Raw genomic sequence first — 18,678 nt, 5'->3', positions numbered from 1 at the left:
GAACGAATGGTACGGATATTTCGGTCCGGTGCGACGGATGTTCCTGGTGGACAGGTGCCATATCATGCCAATTGCCGAGAACTCGGTCGGATACAGCGCGAACAAAGCTCGGTGAAGAGGAATCATCCATTGGCGTCCTCGGCCATACCCTCCCCCCGCTCCAACGATACCTGGGATTGCTGAATGGGAAATATTGCCAAGTCCGTGCGAGTGGTTGCTGCAGCCGACGTCGCGGAGGTCGTGGGACCGCAGGAGCAGCATCTACTGCCTTGCATAACCAGGGATACCTGTGGTGCTGAAGGGATTTCGGCCGCGATGGTGAATATGGCGCCGGGGAAGGTGGCGCGGGCGCATCTGCATGAGCACAGCGAAACCATCGTGTTCTGCGTGACGGGACGGGCGGTGACGCTGATCGGCCCCGAATTGGAGCCCTATGTGCACGGGCCCGGCGAATTCCTGTACATCCCCGAGGGCGTGGTGCATGTGGCGGTGAATCTCAGCGATACCGAGGGTTTGGTGGCGGTGGATGTGCGCACCGATCCGCTGTTCAGCGACGATCTCGTGCTGACGCCGGAATTCGATGCCGCGGCAGTGCAGGTCGCCGCAAGACTGCGGCAGGATTTGGCTCGGGTATGAGCACGGGTGTCGTGCTCGGCCGGGAAACGGCCATGCGCAGCGGGCCCATCGACGACGCGTTCGCGACATTGGCGCGCCGACCGGATGTGATCTCGTTCGCGGTCGGCGCGCCGGATCCGGCGCTGCTGCCGGGTGAGCTGGTGGCATCGCTGGCAACGGCCGCGATCGCGAAGTACGGGAACACCGCATTGCAGTACGGACTCACGCAGGGATTTCCGCCGCTGCTCGAGCAGGCGCGAATACTGTTGTCCGGCAGGGGAATCGGATGTTCGCCGGAGCGGGTTCATATCGCCACGGGCGGATCCGGCGCTCTGCACAACATCTGCATGGCGCTGCTGCATCCCGGCGCGGTAGTGCTGGTGGAGACCCCGACCTACGGTCCGGCCGTGAAGGTGTTCCGCAGCCACGGCGCGTCGGTGATCGAGGTCGCCTCCGATGCGGACGGCATCTTGCTGGAAGCGCTGGATACTGCATTGGCACAACATGATCCGGCGTTCGTCTATCTGCTGCCGACCTTCCAGAACCCGACGGGACGGACCATGTCGGCAGCCCGGCGCGCACAGGTCGCCGAGGTGATCACCCGGCACGAGGCACTCGTCGTGGAAGACGATGTGTACACCGATCTGCGGTACCGCGGTGAGCCATTGCCGACGCTGTGGTCCTTCGCGCCGGATCGCACCGCCTACATCACCTCGCTGTCGAAAACCCTTGCACCGGCATTGCGGATCGGCATCACGGTGCTACCCGACGACCTGCTGGAGCCCGTGCTCGCCCTCAAGCAGGGCATCGATATGCAGACCTCCACTTTCAACCAGGCGATCGCCGCCGAATTCCTCGGCACGTCAGTTGGATCCGCGCATTTGAGTCTGCTCGTGGAATCCTATGCGGCAAAACTGAATACGGTGGTGAACGCCTTGAGCATGTACTTTCCGCCCGGATTCAGCTGGACCGAACCCGATGGCGGAATGTTCGTATGGGTCGAGGGGCCAAGCGATTTCGACACCGACGCATTGGTTGCTCCGGCATTGCACAGGGGCGTGGCATTCCTGCCTGGATCCGCGTTCTTCGCGGGCCCCGATACACCACGCAATGCGCTGCGCCTGAGTTTCGCCACCGTGCCCGAACATCGGATCGAACCCGGCATCGAACTATTGGCCGGACTCTGCGCATGAGTATCGTCGGCGTCTGGGAGGTAGTGGCCGATGGTGCGCCGTTCAACTACCACGTCATGACCTTCCACGCGGACGGCACCATGGCGCAATCGAATCCGGACCACGGCAACCGCACCACCAGCGACAGCAACGGCATGGGCACCTGGAAAGCCGACGGCGCAACGGTATCCGGCGCTTTCCTCGAATTCACCGTCGACCGCACGGATCCCGCCCTGGTGCAGAAGGGAATCGTGCGCTTCGACCTGACTGTGCACGGCGACGAGTTCACCGGCTCGGCAAGCGCAACCTTCTACGACCTATCCGACACCCCCCGCCGCGGCCCGTTCCCCGCAACCCTCACCGGCCGCCGGTTCACCTGTCGTTGATCAAGATCACCATGTGCTGGTGGCAGCAAACAGCGCGGTTTGCCGCCACCAGCACATGGTGATCTTGTAGTGTCTTGGACCCGATGTCCGGCTCGAAGTGTGTGTGGGTCGGCGGTCCAGGGGATGGCGATGGGGAACGGGGCCTCGATGGCGATGCCGTCCGGGTTCTCGTGGGTCCATTCGCTCGCCAGGATGTAGTTGGCTGGGCGCAGCGGGTGGACGCCATCCGGCAGCTGGGCGTGCCCGATGTCGAGACCATGGGCGCGGACTGTTGCGATCGCGCTGGATTCGTGATCCAGATGCACTTCCCAGCACCAGGGAATCCCAGCGCTCGCGTAGCGGCCTTTCTTCGCCTCGATATCGGTCTGTGTGTTGGAAGGAGACATGACCTCGCCGACCAGCACGACGTCGGCACTCCGAAGATCCTGGTAAGGGGACTCCAGGCATCGATGGACGAGGAAGTCGGGTGTTAAGAAATCGGATTTGCCATTGCGCCCGAGGAAGACGTTTGTCTCGGTGGTCACCCGCCAGCAGTGCTCAGGATGCTCCGACATTGTCTTTCGTGCGCAGCGCTCGATCGTGTTCCACAGACGGTTCGGAAAGGTCTGATGTTCCGCGGGGCCGCGGCGTACCCACACCACGCGCCCGTTCCACAGCTCGATCTGGGCGGCGATCTCCGCGGGCAGCCGCTCCAGCTCCTCTCAGGTCATGTACTCGGGGAGGTCCGGGCGTTCGATGCGCGGGCGGGACATGCCGCAATGATAGAGGCCGAGTGGCCGCACTCCGATCCGTATTCGGAGTGCGGCCGCTTTGGGTTTTTTCTCGGTTGTGGGTGGTCAGGCGGGGTGGTTGAAGGCTCCGGATCGGACGCCGGTGGTGAAGGCATCCCATTCGGTCGGGGTGAAGGCTAGGGCTGGGCCGGTTGGGTTCTTGGAGTCGCGGACGCCGACGATGCCGCTGTCGAGGAACGCGACCTCCACGCAGTCTTTGGTCGCGCCGCTGCGGGTGCTCTTGAACCAACGGGCGCCGGACAGGTCAACGTTCACTCTGGTACTCCCTCGCTATTCCGCAGCAGTGCCGCCCTGCTGCCGACCTCATCCAGCGCTGCTTCCTGGATGCTTTGGTACGCCTTCGTATGCCGCTGCACGCTACTCACCTTCTCCGAGTACATATCCCCGGTGTAGTTCTCGGCGTATGCAACCCGTGGGTTCGATCGGCCATGAGCCCGCGGGAACGCGCCGCGGCCCGCGGCTTGCCATTCGAGCCGATCGGAAACGAACTGCCGGTATGGCGCGGCCACGATCTGGCAACGCTGCTGGATGTGCTCGACGCGCTCATCGACGCGGATGCCCACCCGTCGCCGCCCGGGATATCCGGCCATAACCGCCGCCTGTATGGACGGAATCCACCGAACCGAAGTCGACGGCCTGCACGCAACCTGGCAGCTGAACCAGCGTCACGAAATCGGAATCATGTTCGTACACAAAACATCCGAGGCAACCCCGTCGTTCGAACCCGGCGACTATCCTGACCTCGTTCAGGCACGCGAACGTCTCCCGAAACCAGCGAAACTCTGGGACGCCGTCCGCCACGACTTCTGGACCGAAGCCATTCCGGCACATCGCCGTTCGCGCCCAAATGGTAGTCGTCGAGGGGTCAGTTCTGTTCTCGATCGCAGCGCGCAAAATCGCGCGGGCGAGGCGCCGGAGCGAGGTCGGTGAGGCATGGTGTCGGTCGCGACGATCGGAGCGATGATCGCTTCATTGCGCTGCTGCGCGAGGCAGCCTGTCCCGGCTGCGTTCAATCGACTCTTCCGGAATCCGCGGGCTCGCCGTTCGGGGTGTTGCCCATCCGACGCAGCAGCGTCAGCGTCTGTTCGATCGCCTCCTGGGTTTGTGTGTTTGTGAGGAGTCGATCGAGTGTGATCTCGTGCATCTGCTCTGCACGCCGATAGACCGGCAGGTCTTCGTACAGTTCCGCAAGTTCGATGTGTAGCTGGTGTATTGCCTTCGAGGCATCCTGCGGTGCCTGGTGGGAGGGTAGGCGGGAAGCGACTTCGGCCAGCGCTTCATCGGCTTGGCGAATGAGGTCGAGCCCGGCCGTGTACTGGCTGGTATTGACAAGGTAGTACGTTGCGGCTTCGAGAAGGCCCGACAGGTATGGCTCGGCCGCGGTGGCGAAATCTCGCGCCGATCCGGGCTGTGCGCGGGCGAACGCCGCTGCGTGGTGGGGCAGAGACCGCAATGCATGGATCAGCGCGGGGGCAAAGCCATTCCTCGATCGCGTCAGTAAGTAGCTGTCGATAACGTCCGTCCAGTAGCGGATCTCCTTCCACAGCCAATCCGCTGCCATTCGTTCGTGGGCGACAGCGACTGGTCCCCGATGCGTTTCCGCTGGACCGGCATCTCCGGGCAAGTCGGATTCTTCGCCCCAGGGGACAGCCGCCAACGCCCGCTCGGCGAAGTGAGCATTTTGCTCGAGTAGCGCTGGAATTCTGTGCAGTCCAATCACATAGCGGGAATCTGTGGGGTGCGAGGTCGTGGCCCCGACACTGTCCCGCGCCGCGTTCGCACTGGCGGCGATCTCTTGTGCCATCGGCAGTTGATCCACGAGGTATCGCGCTACCTCGAAAAGCGAGGCGTAGTCGGAAACCTCGCCGGGAGCATTCTCGGCGAGCCGATGACTCAATTCGACGACCAGCACGTTCAGCGCACGCGCGGCGCCTGCCAACTCCTCGGTTGTGGACTGTGGCTCGCCACCGTGGAATGCCGCCAGGTCGGCGATGATTCTCGCACGCAGATCAGTCATCAACCGCCGGGCCTCATCATCGGAAAGGCGACGAGCCCAGGATTCGAGTTCCGAGTATGTGGCACCGAGATCGGGTATCCCGATCTCGACCGTCGACGGCGTCGTGGGGACGACTCGGGCTGCCGGCGTGCTGGTCGGCGCTGGAGCCGCGTGCCTTGTGGAGGAAAACGCAGCGCCGGTGGTCTCCGATTCGGCGGTCGCCAGTTGAGCGCGCCCTGCTGTTGTCGCCGGTTGAACAGTCGGGGCGCTCCACTGTGCCGGAGGCGGGTCGTACACGCCGATCGCGCGACCGATCGGCGTGTCGGGCAGGGTTTGCCAGTATCCCCAAGCTGATGTCCGGGCCGCTATGAAAGCCTGCTTCAACTTGGTACTGGCGAAGTGAATCTGTTCTGGCGTGAGGAGGCCGAAGGCCGCCGCGCGCGTCAGTCGGATGACGTCGTGAATGATCCGCTGGATCTGCAGCAGGATGGCGTAGACGATGCCGCCGGAAGGGCCAACACCTTCCAGGTGGTAGAGGCGGGCCCAATCGAAGTCTGTGGGCCCCGGTCTGGCCAGCTCCCAGTCCAAGACGGTTATGCGGCCGTCCGCTACGGTGAGGAAAACTTTTTCGAAATGAGAGAAGAGAATGTTCCCGAAATGCAGGTCCGTATGGAGTAAACGGTTCCGTACCAAATCGAGGTACCACGACATTTTGATGACGGGATCGAACGGATTCCCAGGTACTTCCAAATCGGCGAGTATTGCGCCGAACTCGGGGAGCGCTTCTTCGAGGATTTTCATCTGCTCGTCCACCAGCTGGCGTATGAATTCTCCGGGATCATCCTGAGGCCCTCCGGATTCTACCGGGTTGCCCGATCCAACTGGGATGGGACGCATTTGTCTGTGCAGTTCCTCGATGGCGGCAACCAACTGTTCGACCGGAGCATTCGCCATATCGGCGAACCGCTCGGCATTGTCTACGAATCCTTGGATCTGGACCCCATCGATGCGGCTGCCATCGGGCATTTCGACGCCGTTGAGCACCTTGAACACCCGTGGTACGTACACCCGTGGCCCGCCGCCGACACCATATCGCGCGAGCAGTTCGAGCACCCGCCACTCCTCCGGCTCGACTCGGGTGTCGAGGCCATCGCCCCCGGACTTGGCGAAGCGCACCATGAATTGGCTGACTCGAATGTTGAGATTGTAGTTTCCACTCATCGCCGAGGCGAGTGATGGCAACGCTTTCTCGATAATGGCCAACGCGACGTCGTCAGGCATATCCACGCCTGCTGTCCCACCGAGAAACCGATACTCCTCGATCGGCAGGACGCCTGGCACAGGGTTCGCGCCGTCCTCGGGACCCTCGGGTGAGTCGGTGTCTGCACTGGTGGAAGACTTGTCGGCGGCGAGAAACGTCGCCAACCTGTCGATCGTTTTGGTCGTCAGGTCCCATGGATTCCCGGTGAGGTGCAGGGTGTCCGCTGCCACGACATCAGGAAGTCCTTCCCAGAACTGCAGCAGTAGGTATTCGCGCTCATGGGGCTCGAGCGCGTCGAAACCGCGATCCCACTTCTGCCTGTCCGCTGCCGCCAGTGCTCGGACCAGTGGGTTCGACGCGTCCCTTTTGGGGGACATGAAGTTCCACAGGATCGCCTGCCTGAACCGTGCGTGGCGCACATGGTCAACCGCCAGCTTCCGGGCAAGGGTGAGTAGCGCTGCCGGATCGTGATCGCCCGCCTGCGCGAACGCCTCAGCGGCAATGCTGTGGGCGACCTGGTCGACACCCACCAGGCGTAGCACTTCGCGAAACACCGTGTCCGTGAGCGCCTCTGGGGTCGCGCCGTCAGCAGGCTCTTGCGGCGGGTGCGCTGGCGACTCACGATTGTCGGTCGCCGGGCTGTCGGCATCAGATCCGGCATCGGTGGTGTCGGCTGCCGCGCGGTTCGCGGAACGGGTCAGCGACTCGACTAACCCGATGAGTGCGTTGCGCAGCACGTCGTGCAGCATCGCGTCGCTCAAGCCAAGCGACTGCGCTGTCTGATCCACTGTCTCCCCCTGCACGAACAGTCGTGCAATGCTGATTCGCCCAGACCGACTGCGCTCCTCGAGGGCCTGCGCCATCGCTCGCCTATCCGCTCGCGCCACAACCGTTCGCAGGCGATCGGAATCCGCAAACCCCCCACCGGCCAGCAACGCGGTGCACAGCCGTTCGCCGATACTCGTCTCCGGTTCCCACCCCGCCGCAATGACGGTCTTCATTGCCGCCCAGTCCTCGAGTAGCGGATGTTCCCCTGCTCCGAGGCGCCTTACGACCGTCGTTGCGCCGTGGTCGATCGTCAGAAACCCCTCGTCGCGCAACTGTCTGTATACCCGTGACACGGTCTGCGCCGACGATCCGAGCTCTGCGGCAAACTCTCGAGTCGAGGGGAGCCGCCAACCTACGCGCAGCATGCGCGAGCGGATCGCCTTCCGCAACGCGCGAAACAGATCCGGGCCACTCGGTGCGAGACCTGTCGTTTCGAGCGACCGATCCCCGAGTAGCCGCCGCAGTCCCGCCGACGAGACTTGCCCGCCCGCAACGAAGTCGGGACCGATTGCCACCCAGGTTCTGCGTGGGGTACCCAAACGTCCCTCGATCGCCAAACGCCCCTCGTCCTGCAATAAGCCATAGGCGTACTCAACGTTGACCGACTGCAGCCCGAGGGCTGCGGCGACGTCGGCGGCCGGGGGCAGCAGCCCGCCCACCGGGATCCTGCCGTCGAGGATCGCCGCACGTAAGCCCTCGACGAGGATCGCGATGCGCGGATTAGTTTTTTCCGGCAGTGTGCTCGAAGACCAGTCCGGGAGTATCGCCACTAGATCTGCCACACCGACCACCGTGTGCGCACCGAGATCCAGATCATCGCCAGGCTCGTGATCATCGGACCATCTGCCGGAATCCGCCACCACAATTCCGATGTCGGGGCGGATCAGCACATACCGGTCGTCTCGCAGCAGTCCGTATGCCGTCATCACCGATTCCACGGGCAACCCGAGATCCTCAGCGAGGTTGCGATCCGGCGGCAGCGGCTGCCCGGGACGCAACTTGCCGTCAATGATCCCGTCGCGCAAGGCATCCGCCAGTGCCAAGAAGTCCGGGAGGCCAGCCGCCGTCAATTCGTCGAACGACCAGTCCCCGAGTAGTCGCTGCACGTCCGTCAAGTCGGCTAGGTCGCGCAAGCTCAAGTTCGAATAGCTCTCTGGCGCAACGCTATCCGACCAGCGGTCGGAGTCCGTCACGATTTCTGTGACACCGATGCCTGCGCGCGACAGCAGCTGCGTCGGGCCGGTTCGCGCTCGGCCGACCTCCTGCGGTTCATTACCATTCGCCACGACGGCGCCCGCACCGTGGCGGATCGCTATCAACCCCTCGTCGCGCAATCGTTGATATGCCTTTGCCGCAGTCGATTTCGATACCCCGAGAGCATGTGCGAGGTCCGCGGTCGCGGGCATCTTCCAGTTCACCAGCAGTTCTTCAGAGAGGATCGCCGCACGCAAGCCTTCGACGAGGAGCGCGACATTCCACGTATCAACCGCTGGCTCGGCACTGCGCGACCAAGCCTCGAGCGTCTCTCGTACACGCGCTGAATCGACCACCCCACGCACGGTGAAATCCGAATCACCGCCGGGCTCATGGCTGTCCGTCAGCTCGCCGGTAAACGCCACCACAGTCCCGGATCCGTGGCGGCCGACCAATAGCTGGTCGTTCTTCAATTCCTTATAGACCAGCCCCACCGTCGCCTGTGACAACCCGAAGTGCTCGGCGAATCTCGCCGCCGACGGCAGTTGCTGCCCCGGGGCCAGCCGACCGGACCGAATCGCCGCACTGAGCGCGTCTACCAAGGTCGCAATCGCGGGGAAGCCCGCCTCCAGCTTCGCGCGTAACAATCGATCGTCGAGTACCCACAGTAGTTCTGCATCGACGCGAGACCCCCGGGATTCGCGGGGCGCGGTACCAGCCGGTTCGACGATCTCGCCGAGTTCGGGCTGCTTTTCGGGCTGTCGGCCGGGTGGGACGAATGCGTGTCCCTCAGGGTTGGGGCCGAGGGCGTTGACTACCGGGTTGAGGTGCCCGGGGACGAGCCTTCTGCGGTGTTTCGGGGCGGGGAGGTCGAGTACCGCCAGGTCGGTGCCGCCGTCGAAATGCAACTCTGGTCCGGGGGGCATGCCGAGGCCGGGAGCGCCCGCGGTGCCTCGCGGCCGGTCGGGATTCGTTCCTGGCCCCGGACGGTCCGCGCGCGGCTGGTCCGCCACCGGTCCGGTGGGAACATCGTCAGCAGGTGATTCGATTGTCGCACTCTGGATTTCGCGGTCGAAACGCGCCTGCCATTGGGCATCGGTCTCGCCATTTGGATCGGGATAGTGTGCGCCTTCCGCCAAATCCTCGAGTCGCAGCGACAGGCCTTCCAGATATGCGTCGACCAATTCGACCTGGGTGTTGTTGACCGGCTCTTCGGTTACCTGGGTGTCGTCGACCGGCTCTTCGGCTACTTGGGTGTCGTCGACCGGCTCCTCGGATTGCCAGGTGCCGTCGAGTTCGTCGGCGCTCACCTCGTTCAGCTGCGCGTGCAGGTGCAGTTTGACCAGCCCGTCCAAGGTTTCGACGTAGCCGAGCATCTGGAGGTCGGCATTATCGGTGTACGTCTGTCGCAACTCGGCGACCGCGCTGCGCCATTCGCGTGGCGTCCGTGCGTCGTGCGGATAGGGCAAGCCGAACCGGTCGGCCAGATCGTCGCGAAGCTGTTCGAGAATGCTCAGCACCTCGATGGGTTCACGGGTGGGCGGCACGGCGTCTTCGGCATGGTCGGCTATCCGCTCGAAGATCCTGCTCACACTCGAATACCATTTCCAGCGGCGGAGATCGAGGTACTCGGACTCCGAGGCACGGATTCGTTCGCGGATATCATTCAGTTCCGACCTCGGAATATGATGCTTGATGTATGTGGCCAAGCCCTTCTTTATCGTCCAGAAATGATCGCTGAACCCCTTTGGTCGTGGCCACTCCTCCTGGTATGCGTTGCTGTGATCGATCGGCACTATGAGGAATCCGTGCGCGAGCAGCCAGTTTTCGCCCTCATGTCGATCCCATGGGCGAATCAGCATGTCGCCCAGCCCTTGGCGCATTGCCGCGGGTGTCAGGTAATACTCGCGCCACCCGTCTTTTCCGTGCCAGAACAGCTTGTTCGCGGGAATACCCGGCACGTATTCCACCATCAGCGTGAGGTCGTCGAGGCGCAGCACCTCCGGGGCCTGTGTTCCGACATCCCGGAGCGTCCGCGCGCCCAATTGCTCGGCATCGGCATGGTCCTTCTCCCGGACTCTCTTCAAGACCGCGCGATAACCATTCCGGTAGATGATCAAGTAGACCGATGCCGACGAGGTGTGATGATCCAAGGTCTTAAGACGTATACGCGCCACCTCACCCGAGGCTTCCGCTTCGGCCAATTTCTCGGCGAACGGTCGCTCATCGGCGAGGTTGTTCAGCCACGTCTTGGCGTCACGGTCGGCCTCACGGGTGGCGGCCCGGTCGACGTAGTACTGTATCGCCGGTTCCGGCTCAGTGTGTTCGCCGGACACCGCTTCCACGGTCAGCTGCCCATTCTCGTCGATCAACACCCGCAGGTACTCGATCGGAATCCCTTCCTGCGCGGCCCGTTCCCGTAGTCCGGGGATCACCTCATCCGCCAACTGCTGCTGACCGAGCAGTGGCGACGCGACCACAATGCCCTGACCCGGCACTACCCCGAATCCTTCGATGCGGTGATTGTCGTCATCCAGGATCGGTTCCGCGCCCAGGGCCGCCAGCACATCCCTGGCCGCGAGCACCCCCAACGCGGTGCGCACCTCGTGCACAAAGTTCCGGGCGTTCTTGATATGCGGTTTCAGCAAGTCGAAATGCTCGGCCGCCTTGGGCACCAACTCCTCGTCGCGCAGCACCAGCGTGGCGAATCCGTCGACGACAAGCCGCCGCAATGCCGCGTCGAACCGCCGACGCTGCCTGGCCTGCAGATCCTCGATCACCTGCTCGACGCCCTCGACCTCCGCCCGGTGCGCGTGTTCGGTCTTCATCCCTAGCTCCCGAGCCTTCCGCAACCCTTCCGCGGCCACCGCCGCCGCCTCCTTCTCGGCGGCCTCGAGCGCCCGGCCCAGCGCCGGTGCCAACTCTGGCGTCGCATTGGTGGCTGTTTCGGGTTGGTTCGGGTGTGCGTCGTCATCGGGGGTGGCCGGAGCTGGAGGTTGTGCTGCAGGTTCGGCGGGTCCCCACTCCTGGCCGTTATCGGGGTTGTGGTGGAAAACGACTCCGCCGTCGGGAATCCCGGCGAATCCGGGTCCGCCCATGCGCGGTCGACGCTGTCCGCGTCGGGCAGGCAAATCGAGTGCGTCGTGGATGTCGAACTCGTGGAATGGAACCGTTGGCCCCGGCGGGTTGGCACGGCCCCCACCTCGAGGCGTCGTGGGTGGCCACCGCTTCTCGGCTCCTGCACGGGCTGATGCGCTGTGCTGCGTGGTCCGGGCCACGGGATCGGTGGTATCGGAGTTGCTCGGTTCGAGCGGCGGCTGGTGTGGAGTTTCGAGGCTTTCCTGGTCGGTCGCTGCCTTCTCAGGTGGCGTCGGTGGTTTGGGCTGCCGACCGGGTGGGACGAATGCGTTGCCCTGGAGGTTGGGGTCTGTTCGGCGTTCGTCCGGTGCAGTCACGTCTGGTTGATCGCCGATCGGCAACGGTTGTGCGACCGAGCGATCCGCGTGCGGGATAGTGCGCCGCGCCCCGGCCGCGGAATCCGCCTCGGGCGCGGTAGGCGTGTGCGTTGGCGACGATCCGATCAGATTATCGATGAACGGCACAGCGACGGCGGTGTTCTGCGGGGCGCGCCTCTGGACCATATCCCTGACGTCGTCGATGAACGCCTGCGTCTCGGGGTGTCGTCGGCGGTGCAGGTACCGGCCGAAATCATGCTCTCCGGCCAACAGGTCTCGCACGGTCGATACGAATTGCTGTACTGCTCGATCCTCGCTCGACAATACGTCGGCGGTGCGGTCCGTCTCGCCTGCAAGGGCTTGGCGGAGTAGATCGGGTGCCGAATCGGACGGCGCCGCAAGCATTTCCGCCACGATCGTCGCGAACCACTGACCGATCCGGTCGTCGGCTGATGGTGCGCCGTCGAGTTTCGCCTGTATCTCGCGTGCCTCGCCGAGGAGGTAGGGCTCGACAACCGTGTTCAGGTAGCTCTTGTCGACCGATAGTGACGCGAGATGGTCTTCATAGAGGGTATCGGCGGTATGCCGTGTGCGCAGGTACTCCGGTGATTGGCGCTCGAGCAGCCGGCAGCCCGGAAAGTGCAGTCCGAACACACCGCCCCGCAGGATCTGGTTCCAATGCGCATGCTCGGCGGGCGTCAGCAAGGGCGGCGCCATCCAGTCGTGTTCGGCTGGCAGTAGCGGTCTGGGCGCGACCAACAAGGTGTAGGGATATTGCGGAAGCTCGTCGAGGGACAGGGCGCGGGCAATCCGGGCGATGACATCGGACAATCCGGCCGCATTCTGGGTCTGAAACTTCCAGACCGGGATCAGCACACCGGGCAGCTTCTGCCGATATTGCACGATCAGCAGCGCGCCCGGTTCCGAATTCGGCAGGCCGAGTAGCTTTGCGGCTTCCAACGCGGCCGCAGTGAGCGCGGCAAGTGCGCTCAACCGAGCACTCCGCTCCGCCAGCCACGAAAGCTCCCAGGCGCGCTGTTGCGGGCTATCGATCCAGGCCCTGCCCCGTGGCTCGTCGGCCGCGGGCTTCGGCAGACCGTCGACGTAGTCGAACCCGTACCTGAGCAATTCCGCCCTCAGCTCGCCAGAGTCCGTAGGCGCTGGTTGACTCGGCTGCGCTGTTGCTACTTCTCGGATCGGGCCGGAAATACCCGCCTCGATCGATGCGGCTGTCGGGCCTGCATCGTCAACCGGCAAGGGCGGTGATGCCGCCTCGCCGTGCATGGTGTTGGGGATCCAGTCGCCCGCTTGCTGGGCGTGGGTGGCGAATCCGTACGGGAGGGTGAGTGGTACCTCGGGGCCGAAATGGTAGTAGCCGAGTATCCGTGATCCGGCAATTCCGCCGATTAGTTGGACGGATCGGTCCGGGTCGGCGCGCAGGAATCCGGCTTCGGGGTGCCCGACGTACACGCGTCCGGTTGCGGACCAGCGGCGGGCGTGATCGATGTCGCGATATGTGGTGAGGGGGCCTTCGTCTCTCGGCGTAATGCCGGAGGCGAATATTTCGGTCGGTGGGTAGCCGGGGTCGGGGATGTATACCAGTCCGGGGTCGGTGGTGTATTCGACGGGGAAGTGGTCGTGGTGGCGGGCGAGGAATGCGAGATTTCGCTCGACGTCGACATTCCGGTCGGCCGCCGATGGCCTGGGGTCCGCATGTGCGGGCAACCCGATCCGTTCCCGCGCCGTTTCGGTGGCCTGCGGTACCGGAGTGGTGGGGTGGTGCGCTCGCTCAGGTGGTGATGCGGCAGGTGCTGGATCGGTGGGTTGGTTGACGGTGGACAGTGCCGGAGCACGGTCCCGGTGCGCCCCCGGCGCTTCGAGTTGCTCCGGCGCGACATCGCCGGTCGCGGACTGGTCGGCCCGATGGTGCGCGGTCGTGGCCTCGTTCGGAGTGCTGGAACTTGTTGTGGTCGAGTCAGGCTCTTTCGTACCTTCGTTTGTCGCTGCGTGGTCGGGTTGCTGCCGGTTGCCCCGTGCAGCACCAGCGCCGTCGATATGGACCTGTGCGCGCTCTTGCATCTGCTTCCACCGCAGTTGGCGCTTCTTCTTGCCATCCCATGGGTCGCCGTCGCGTCCGCCCCAGGTGGCGACGGCGTCTCCATCTCCGATGAGGGGGTCCGGTCGGGCATTCCGTATGTGCGAGGTGGCGGGTGGCTTGGTGGGAGTGGACAGAGGCGCGGAAGTATCCGGTTCAGGGTGTGCGGGCCGAGGCTGTGCGGTGGATTCGGCGCCCGCGCGCCCGCTGCCGTCAACTGGAGCGACGTCGGCTGCCTCGGCGGTCGGTGTTGAGGTCGCGGTTCCTGAATCTAGTTGCGGCACAGTGATTCCGGTGAGGATTACGCCGCCCTCGACCAAGAAGTGACCGTCGAATTCGGTCAGTGGCGGACCGTCCAGCGTGGATCGGTCCTCGACCAGCAGTTGTGCGTGGAAGGTCCCCGTATCGAGATCGAATGTGATCAGCGCGTCCTCGAAATCGAGGTAACGATTGGTCAGCGGATACCAGGCCTTGAAGACACTCTCCTTGGCGGAGAACAGCACTCGGTCCCAGTGAATGCCGCGATGCGTGCCGATACGGCCGAGCCAGGCTTGCTCCTCGGGCAGTGCGATGCGATTGCGCAGTACATCGGAGAGCGGCTCGTTGTGTTCGGCGTCGATGCCGATCGAACGATGGTGTCGAGATACCGCGGCGACGTAGTAGCCAGTTCTGTCGGTGAGGGTGAAACCCTGTTTATGGCTGATACTTCCCGCGACGCCTGGCTGCCACAACGGAATACCGCCGGGCGCGTTCGTGCCCGCCCGCAGGACTGGTCCGACCGGCCCGCCCAGGCCGGCCAAAGCACGATGGGCGCAGGTACGTCCATACACGATCTCGCGTTCCCGCACCCCCTCCGGATCCGACTGGATCGCGTCGATCAGCACCTGCTCCTGCGGAAGTAGCGCCGCCGTCGGGTCCTCACCGATGATTTCGGCCGTGACGACAGTGGCCGGCAATCCGAGACCCTCGACGATCGTCCGCCCTACCGGCGCACGCACCTGGCCCGGCTCGAGGTCGTCGGTCCGGTTTGTGTTCGAGTCGAGTGCGTGAAAGGTGATGGTCGTCTCGATCACGTGGTCGAGTGCGGCCGCGCGTCGACGGTCGGCGCGCTGCTCGTCGTTCAGCTTCGACCGTGGCATACCGGCCACCGGTTCCAGCCTTGTCCGCAACTCGTCCAACTCACTCTGCAACTCGGCAACGCGCGGCGAACCCGGTTGCAACTCAGCCGGGTTGATGGACAGCTCCGCGGCCGCCGAGTCGCGGAGTGCGCGCACCTGCGCAAGCTGGCTATCGGCCTGCTCATCCACCACGGGTGCAGCGGTACTGCTTGCCGCCGAATCGGTTTCGGGCGCCTTGGCTTCCGCTGCGCCCGTTGGTTGTTGCGGGCCGATTGTTCGTGGCTCATCGGGCTGGTCGGAGAAGTTTGCGCCGTGGTCGTAGAACTCTTCGACGGTTACCGTCTCGTTCGGGAAATGCGCCAGCAATGCGGCGTCGATCATCCGACGTACGGTGTCGAACTCCGGGTTGGCGATTTCGGGCTCGTGGTAGGCGATGTAGGCGATGGGGTCCTCGTTCGCCCGACGGTAGAGCATGATCTCGCATCGGACCGTGAGGTCGTTGCTCTGGATCTCGAGATTGGGTGGGGGCGGTAGCTTCAGCGCTTTCCGTATCTGCGCGTGTTTGACTCCTTGCGCTTGGACCAATTGCAGGGTCAGAGCTCGGGTATTCGTGTTCGTTTCCGACCCGCTGGTAGTGGTACGACTTTCGGTTCGGGCGGCCGTAACCAAACCCGACGTCACCTCGTAATTCGCATCGCTGACTTGTTGGAGTTCCGGTGGGGTGTCGAGCACGACAACGTTGCCGGAAACATCGGGGGCGGTATCGAAGACCGCATCGCGGGAGAAGACCGGGATGGTCTCGCCTGGATTGCTGACCGCGACAACTTCGACCAGACCGGGATTGACTGGTTGCTGCCGTAAGCGAGCGCCGAGATCGGCCGCGGTGAAGGAATTATTGAACAGATCAACCACAAATCGGCCGGTCTGGCGTTCATGCACCAGCTGCGCCAGATGGTTGACGAACTCCTCGATGTCGTCTGTGTCGTACACGAATCGATGCGCCGGTTCGGCGGCGCTCGTCTGCTCGTGGGGCACTGTGGTGGACGATGTGGGCGCGGCCGGTTCCAGGTTCGGTTGCGACTCGGTTTCGGTAGATCCGTCGCTGTTGGGTGTTGTTGTGGTCGTGGGTGTTTCGGGTTGGTCAGTGCGGGTGTCGTGGGAGTCTGTGTCGAGTTTCAGGGGATCTGCTACCGGCGGTGTGTTTGTCGTCGTGTCGGTTGGGGTGCGGGGTGGTTGTCCGCCGCCGGGGGGCGCTGCGGACGGTTGAGGTTGCGGGCTCGGTGCGCGACCGTCCGCGTGATCGGCCGGATCGCCGGCCGGCCCGCGCGGCGTCTCGGGCACGCCTGAATCCTGTGCGTCCTTGGTTTCGCGCTGTTGCTTGCGTCCGTGGCCGCCGCCATCGATGTTGGGCTCGGCGAGCCCTGCTACCCACTTGTGTTTCGGTCCTGGCTTTCGGCCGCGGTCCCAAGGTTTGCCTCGCTCGTCGAAGGGGTTTGCGAGGTCGGGGACGTTCCCGACCAGGCCTATTGGCGGGGCAGCCTCAGGTCTGTGCTTCTCGGCTGCACCATCGGCTACGGTCCGGCCTGTCCTGCGGGGCGCGTCGTCCGGTGCCGGTGCACGCCCCGCACCGGCGGGAGCAGGTTCGACGGGGCTGTGGCCGGTCGGCATATTGTCTGCCCCGGTGGGAGCCTGTTGTGTCCCAGGATGATCGTCACCGATGATTCGTCTTTGCTTGGCAACCGCGACAATCTGTTCTGGGCCACCATGGACGCCGAGCTTGACCCGTATGCGGTCGAAGCTGTTGTTCACCTTGCTCAGCGCGATATCGGTGGCCTCTGCGATCTGTCGGCGAGATAGGCCTTGCGCGGTCAGCTCGAGTACTTTGATATCGACATTGGACAGGCCATGACCTCTGGGCGTTATCGGTGCAAGCGGCGGGGACGACTCGTTCGAATCGGGGGCCGATGACGTGACTGGTTGAGCTGCCTGCACAGCATTCGTCACCGGACTCGCGGAGGTGACCAGCCATCGGTCTCGACTCGCGACCGTGGTGCCCATCCGGTTGTGGGTGACCAAGTAGCCCTCAGCGCTCAACTGCCGGTAGGCCCTATCGACGGAGCCTCTCGACATTGTCAAATACGTGCAGAGCTCCCGAGCCTTGGGCAGCAACCGGCCTTCCGGCACCTCGCCCGAGCGAATCGCCTGGCGCAACGCGGACGTAACCATGTGCTCATCGGTGCCAGCCGCCTGTACAAGCTCCTTTATCGACGACTCCGCGGTGAAGATCTCCAGTAACTCTTCGGATGTAGTGAGCCAACCGACATCCGAGGGCGGTTCGCTTGGCCATTGGTTGTGGCTCGCTATCGTCGTTCCGACGTCACCACGCATGACCTCCACGTAGCCCTCGTCGGAGAGCTGCCGATACGCGTCACTCACACGGTTTGCCGACGATATGCCCGCATGTTCGGCGAAGTCCATGACCGTGGGCAGCAAGCGGCCTTCGGCCAGCCGACCAGCCCGAATCGTCGCGCGCAACCTCAGAACCAGGGCGGCTTCCGACCCGATCCGCCGGGCATGCTCGGCTAGTCCCGTCCTCGGCGCGGCGGCGTCGAGGACCTCCAGCATCTCTGCCGGGGTCACCGGGAGGATCGGGGCGAGAGCGCGCACGGCGCGGCGTCGAAGTGACTTGGCAGCATCGGTCGTGCGGTTGGTGCTGATCGCGGCCGTCGCGTCGGCAACCGACAGGCCCTGTAGGAAACGGAGCTCGAGGTACTGCTCATAGTCGGGGTTGTCGAGTTGTCGGATAGTACGCCGCAGCCGTTTGAGCTGGCGCTCGTCTCCATCGGCGGCCGCGTCCAGAGCTGCCTTCGCCGCTGCCTTCACCGCCACCAATGCCTCACCCTCCGGCGAGTGTTTCGCCGGGACCTCCGCTATTTCGTCGTGCTCCGCCACCGCCTTCCGCCCAAACCACGGACTGGCAGGCTTGCGGTCCTTCAGTCCGTCGGGTGGAGCCACCGCATCGGGTGGCCGATGCGATTGGTTGCCATCCGCTGTGCCGAGCTGTGCGGGCAGGTTAGTCGGAGTCGATGTGGGCTCGCTCTCAGGAGCTGTCGACTCGTGGTGGGAACTCGGACTTGTCGAATCAGATTCGGTGGTTTCCGCTGAGCCTGTGGGTGCGGTCGGGTGCGTTGCTCTCGGCTTTGTGGAGTTGGCGTCGGGAGACGAGGTGGGGGCTGCTGCCCCATGCTGGGGCTCGCCCCTTCCGGACCAGGGCGTCTTGCGACTGCTCCATGGCGTCGGCAACACCGGTCCCGCTGGGCGTTGGTTTCTGGGCGTCAGGCGGTGGTTAACGGGCCTGTTTTCCAGGATGGTTGCGGGGTGGTCGGAAACCTCGGTGGAATCGTCGGAATCTGTTGCGGTGCGTGCTGATTCGGTTTCAGCGTCCGAGTACTGGCTCAGCAGTTCGTTCGCGTAGTCGCCCGCGCGGTGCTCGGATGTCGGACCGGTCTGTGCCGAATCCGGGTCTTCCGCATCGGTTCTCGCATCGCCCGCCGTCACGGTCGGTGCGGTGTTCGGTGTGTGCGTTTCTTGTCCCGGCGTATCCGGCATCCCATTGATGGAGGCTGCGGGCTGTGTAGCGGGACCGTCCAGCTCCGAGGTCGTGTCGGTCTGCTGTTGCGTCGGCGCTGGTTCGACGGTGCGAGGGGATATTCCGAGTTCCGCCGCGATCGCGGTGTTCGTTCGGCCTTGCTCGACCAGTGTGAGCA

At 64.1% G+C, this 18,678-nt stretch carries 7 protein-coding genes (1 of these 7 running past the window's edge); 3 read left to right on the top strand and 4 right to left on the bottom strand.

Annotated elements, in window-relative coordinates; all coding sequences use genetic code 11:
* Nucleotides 1–183: 183 nt before the first annotated feature.
* From ACIBW7_RS21680 to ACIBW7_RS21670, 3 genes are read left to right on the top strand one after another with little or no spacing between them, the layout of a single operon-like run.
* Nucleotides 184–636, top strand: coding sequence for a cupin domain-containing protein (locus ACIBW7_RS21680; protein ID WP_397048912.1), 453 nt, complete (start codon nt 184–186; stop codon nt 634–636).
* Nucleotides 633–1,808 (top strand): PLP-dependent aminotransferase family protein, encoded by a 1,176-nt coding sequence (locus tag ACIBW7_RS21675; protein WP_397048909.1) that lies wholly within the window; start codon nt 633–635, stop codon nt 1,806–1,808. Before ACIBW7_RS21680 ends, ACIBW7_RS21675 begins: the two co-directional genes overlap by 4 nt.
* A complete protein-coding gene (locus ACIBW7_RS21670; protein WP_397048907.1) occupies nt 1,805–2,173 on the top strand; it encodes a hypothetical protein in 369 nt (122 codons plus the stop codon). The genes ACIBW7_RS21675 and ACIBW7_RS21670 overlap by 4 nt, the downstream gene beginning before the upstream one ends.
* Here ACIBW7_RS21670 and ACIBW7_RS21665 read toward each other — a convergent pair.
* The 4 genes from ACIBW7_RS21665 to ACIBW7_RS21650 form a co-directional block, all read right to left on the bottom strand.
* The gene (locus ACIBW7_RS21665; RefSeq protein ID WP_397049079.1) at nt 2,098–2,868 is read right to left on the bottom strand and encodes a Uma2 family endonuclease; all 771 of its coding nucleotides are present in this window, start codon (nt 2,866–2,868) and stop codon (nt 2,098–2,100) included. The two genes, ACIBW7_RS21670 and ACIBW7_RS21665, sit on opposite strands and share 76 nt — an antisense overlap.
* Before the next feature lie 141 nt (nt 2,869–3,009).
* Complete coding sequence (locus tag ACIBW7_RS21660) at nt 3,010–3,219, bottom strand: DUF397 domain-containing protein (RefSeq protein ID WP_397048905.1); 210 nt, start codon at nt 3,217–3,219, stop codon at nt 3,010–3,012.
* Nucleotides 3,216–3,554 (bottom strand): Scr1 family TA system antitoxin-like transcriptional regulator, encoded by a 339-nt coding sequence (locus tag ACIBW7_RS21655; protein WP_397048903.1) that lies wholly within the window; start codon nt 3,552–3,554, stop codon nt 3,216–3,218. The genes ACIBW7_RS21660 and ACIBW7_RS21655 overlap by 4 nt, the downstream gene beginning before the upstream one ends.
* Nucleotides 3,555–3,973: 419 nt before the next feature.
* Nucleotides 3,974–18,678, bottom strand: partial view of a GntR family transcriptional regulator gene (locus ACIBW7_RS21650; RefSeq protein WP_397048900.1) — the final stretch only. The gene runs 24,871 nt beyond the window's last position; only the last 14,705 of its 39,576 coding nucleotides appear in the window; its start codon lies off the right edge, out of view; the stop codon is at nt 3,974–3,976.

Origin of the sequence: Nocardia sp. NPDC049526 (genome assembly GCF_044465765.1) — a bacterium.
In the GTDB taxonomy this organism is placed as follows: domain Bacteria; phylum Actinomycetota; class Actinomycetes; order Mycobacteriales; family Mycobacteriaceae; genus Nocardia.
The sequence above is the reverse complement of the archived record's forward strand: the minus strand, read 5'-3'. Positions and strand labels throughout refer to the sequence as shown.

Bases quoted from the DNA above. Each gene is read 5' to 3' on its own strand.
- ACIBW7_RS21680 (WP_397048912.1), top strand. From the start codon at position 184: ATGGGAAATATTGCCAAGTCCGTGCGAGTGGTTGCTGCAGCCGACGTC.
- ACIBW7_RS21675 (WP_397048909.1), top strand. From the start codon at position 633: ATGAGCACGGGTGTCGTGCTCGGCCGGGAAACGGCCATGCGCAGCGGG.
- ACIBW7_RS21670 (WP_397048907.1), top strand. From the start codon at position 1,805: ATGAGTATCGTCGGCGTCTGGGAGGTAGTGGCCGATGGTGCGCCGTTC.
- ACIBW7_RS21655 (WP_397048903.1), bottom strand. From the start codon at position 3,554: ATGGCCGGATATCCCGGGCGGCGACGGGTGGGCATCCGCGTCGATGAG.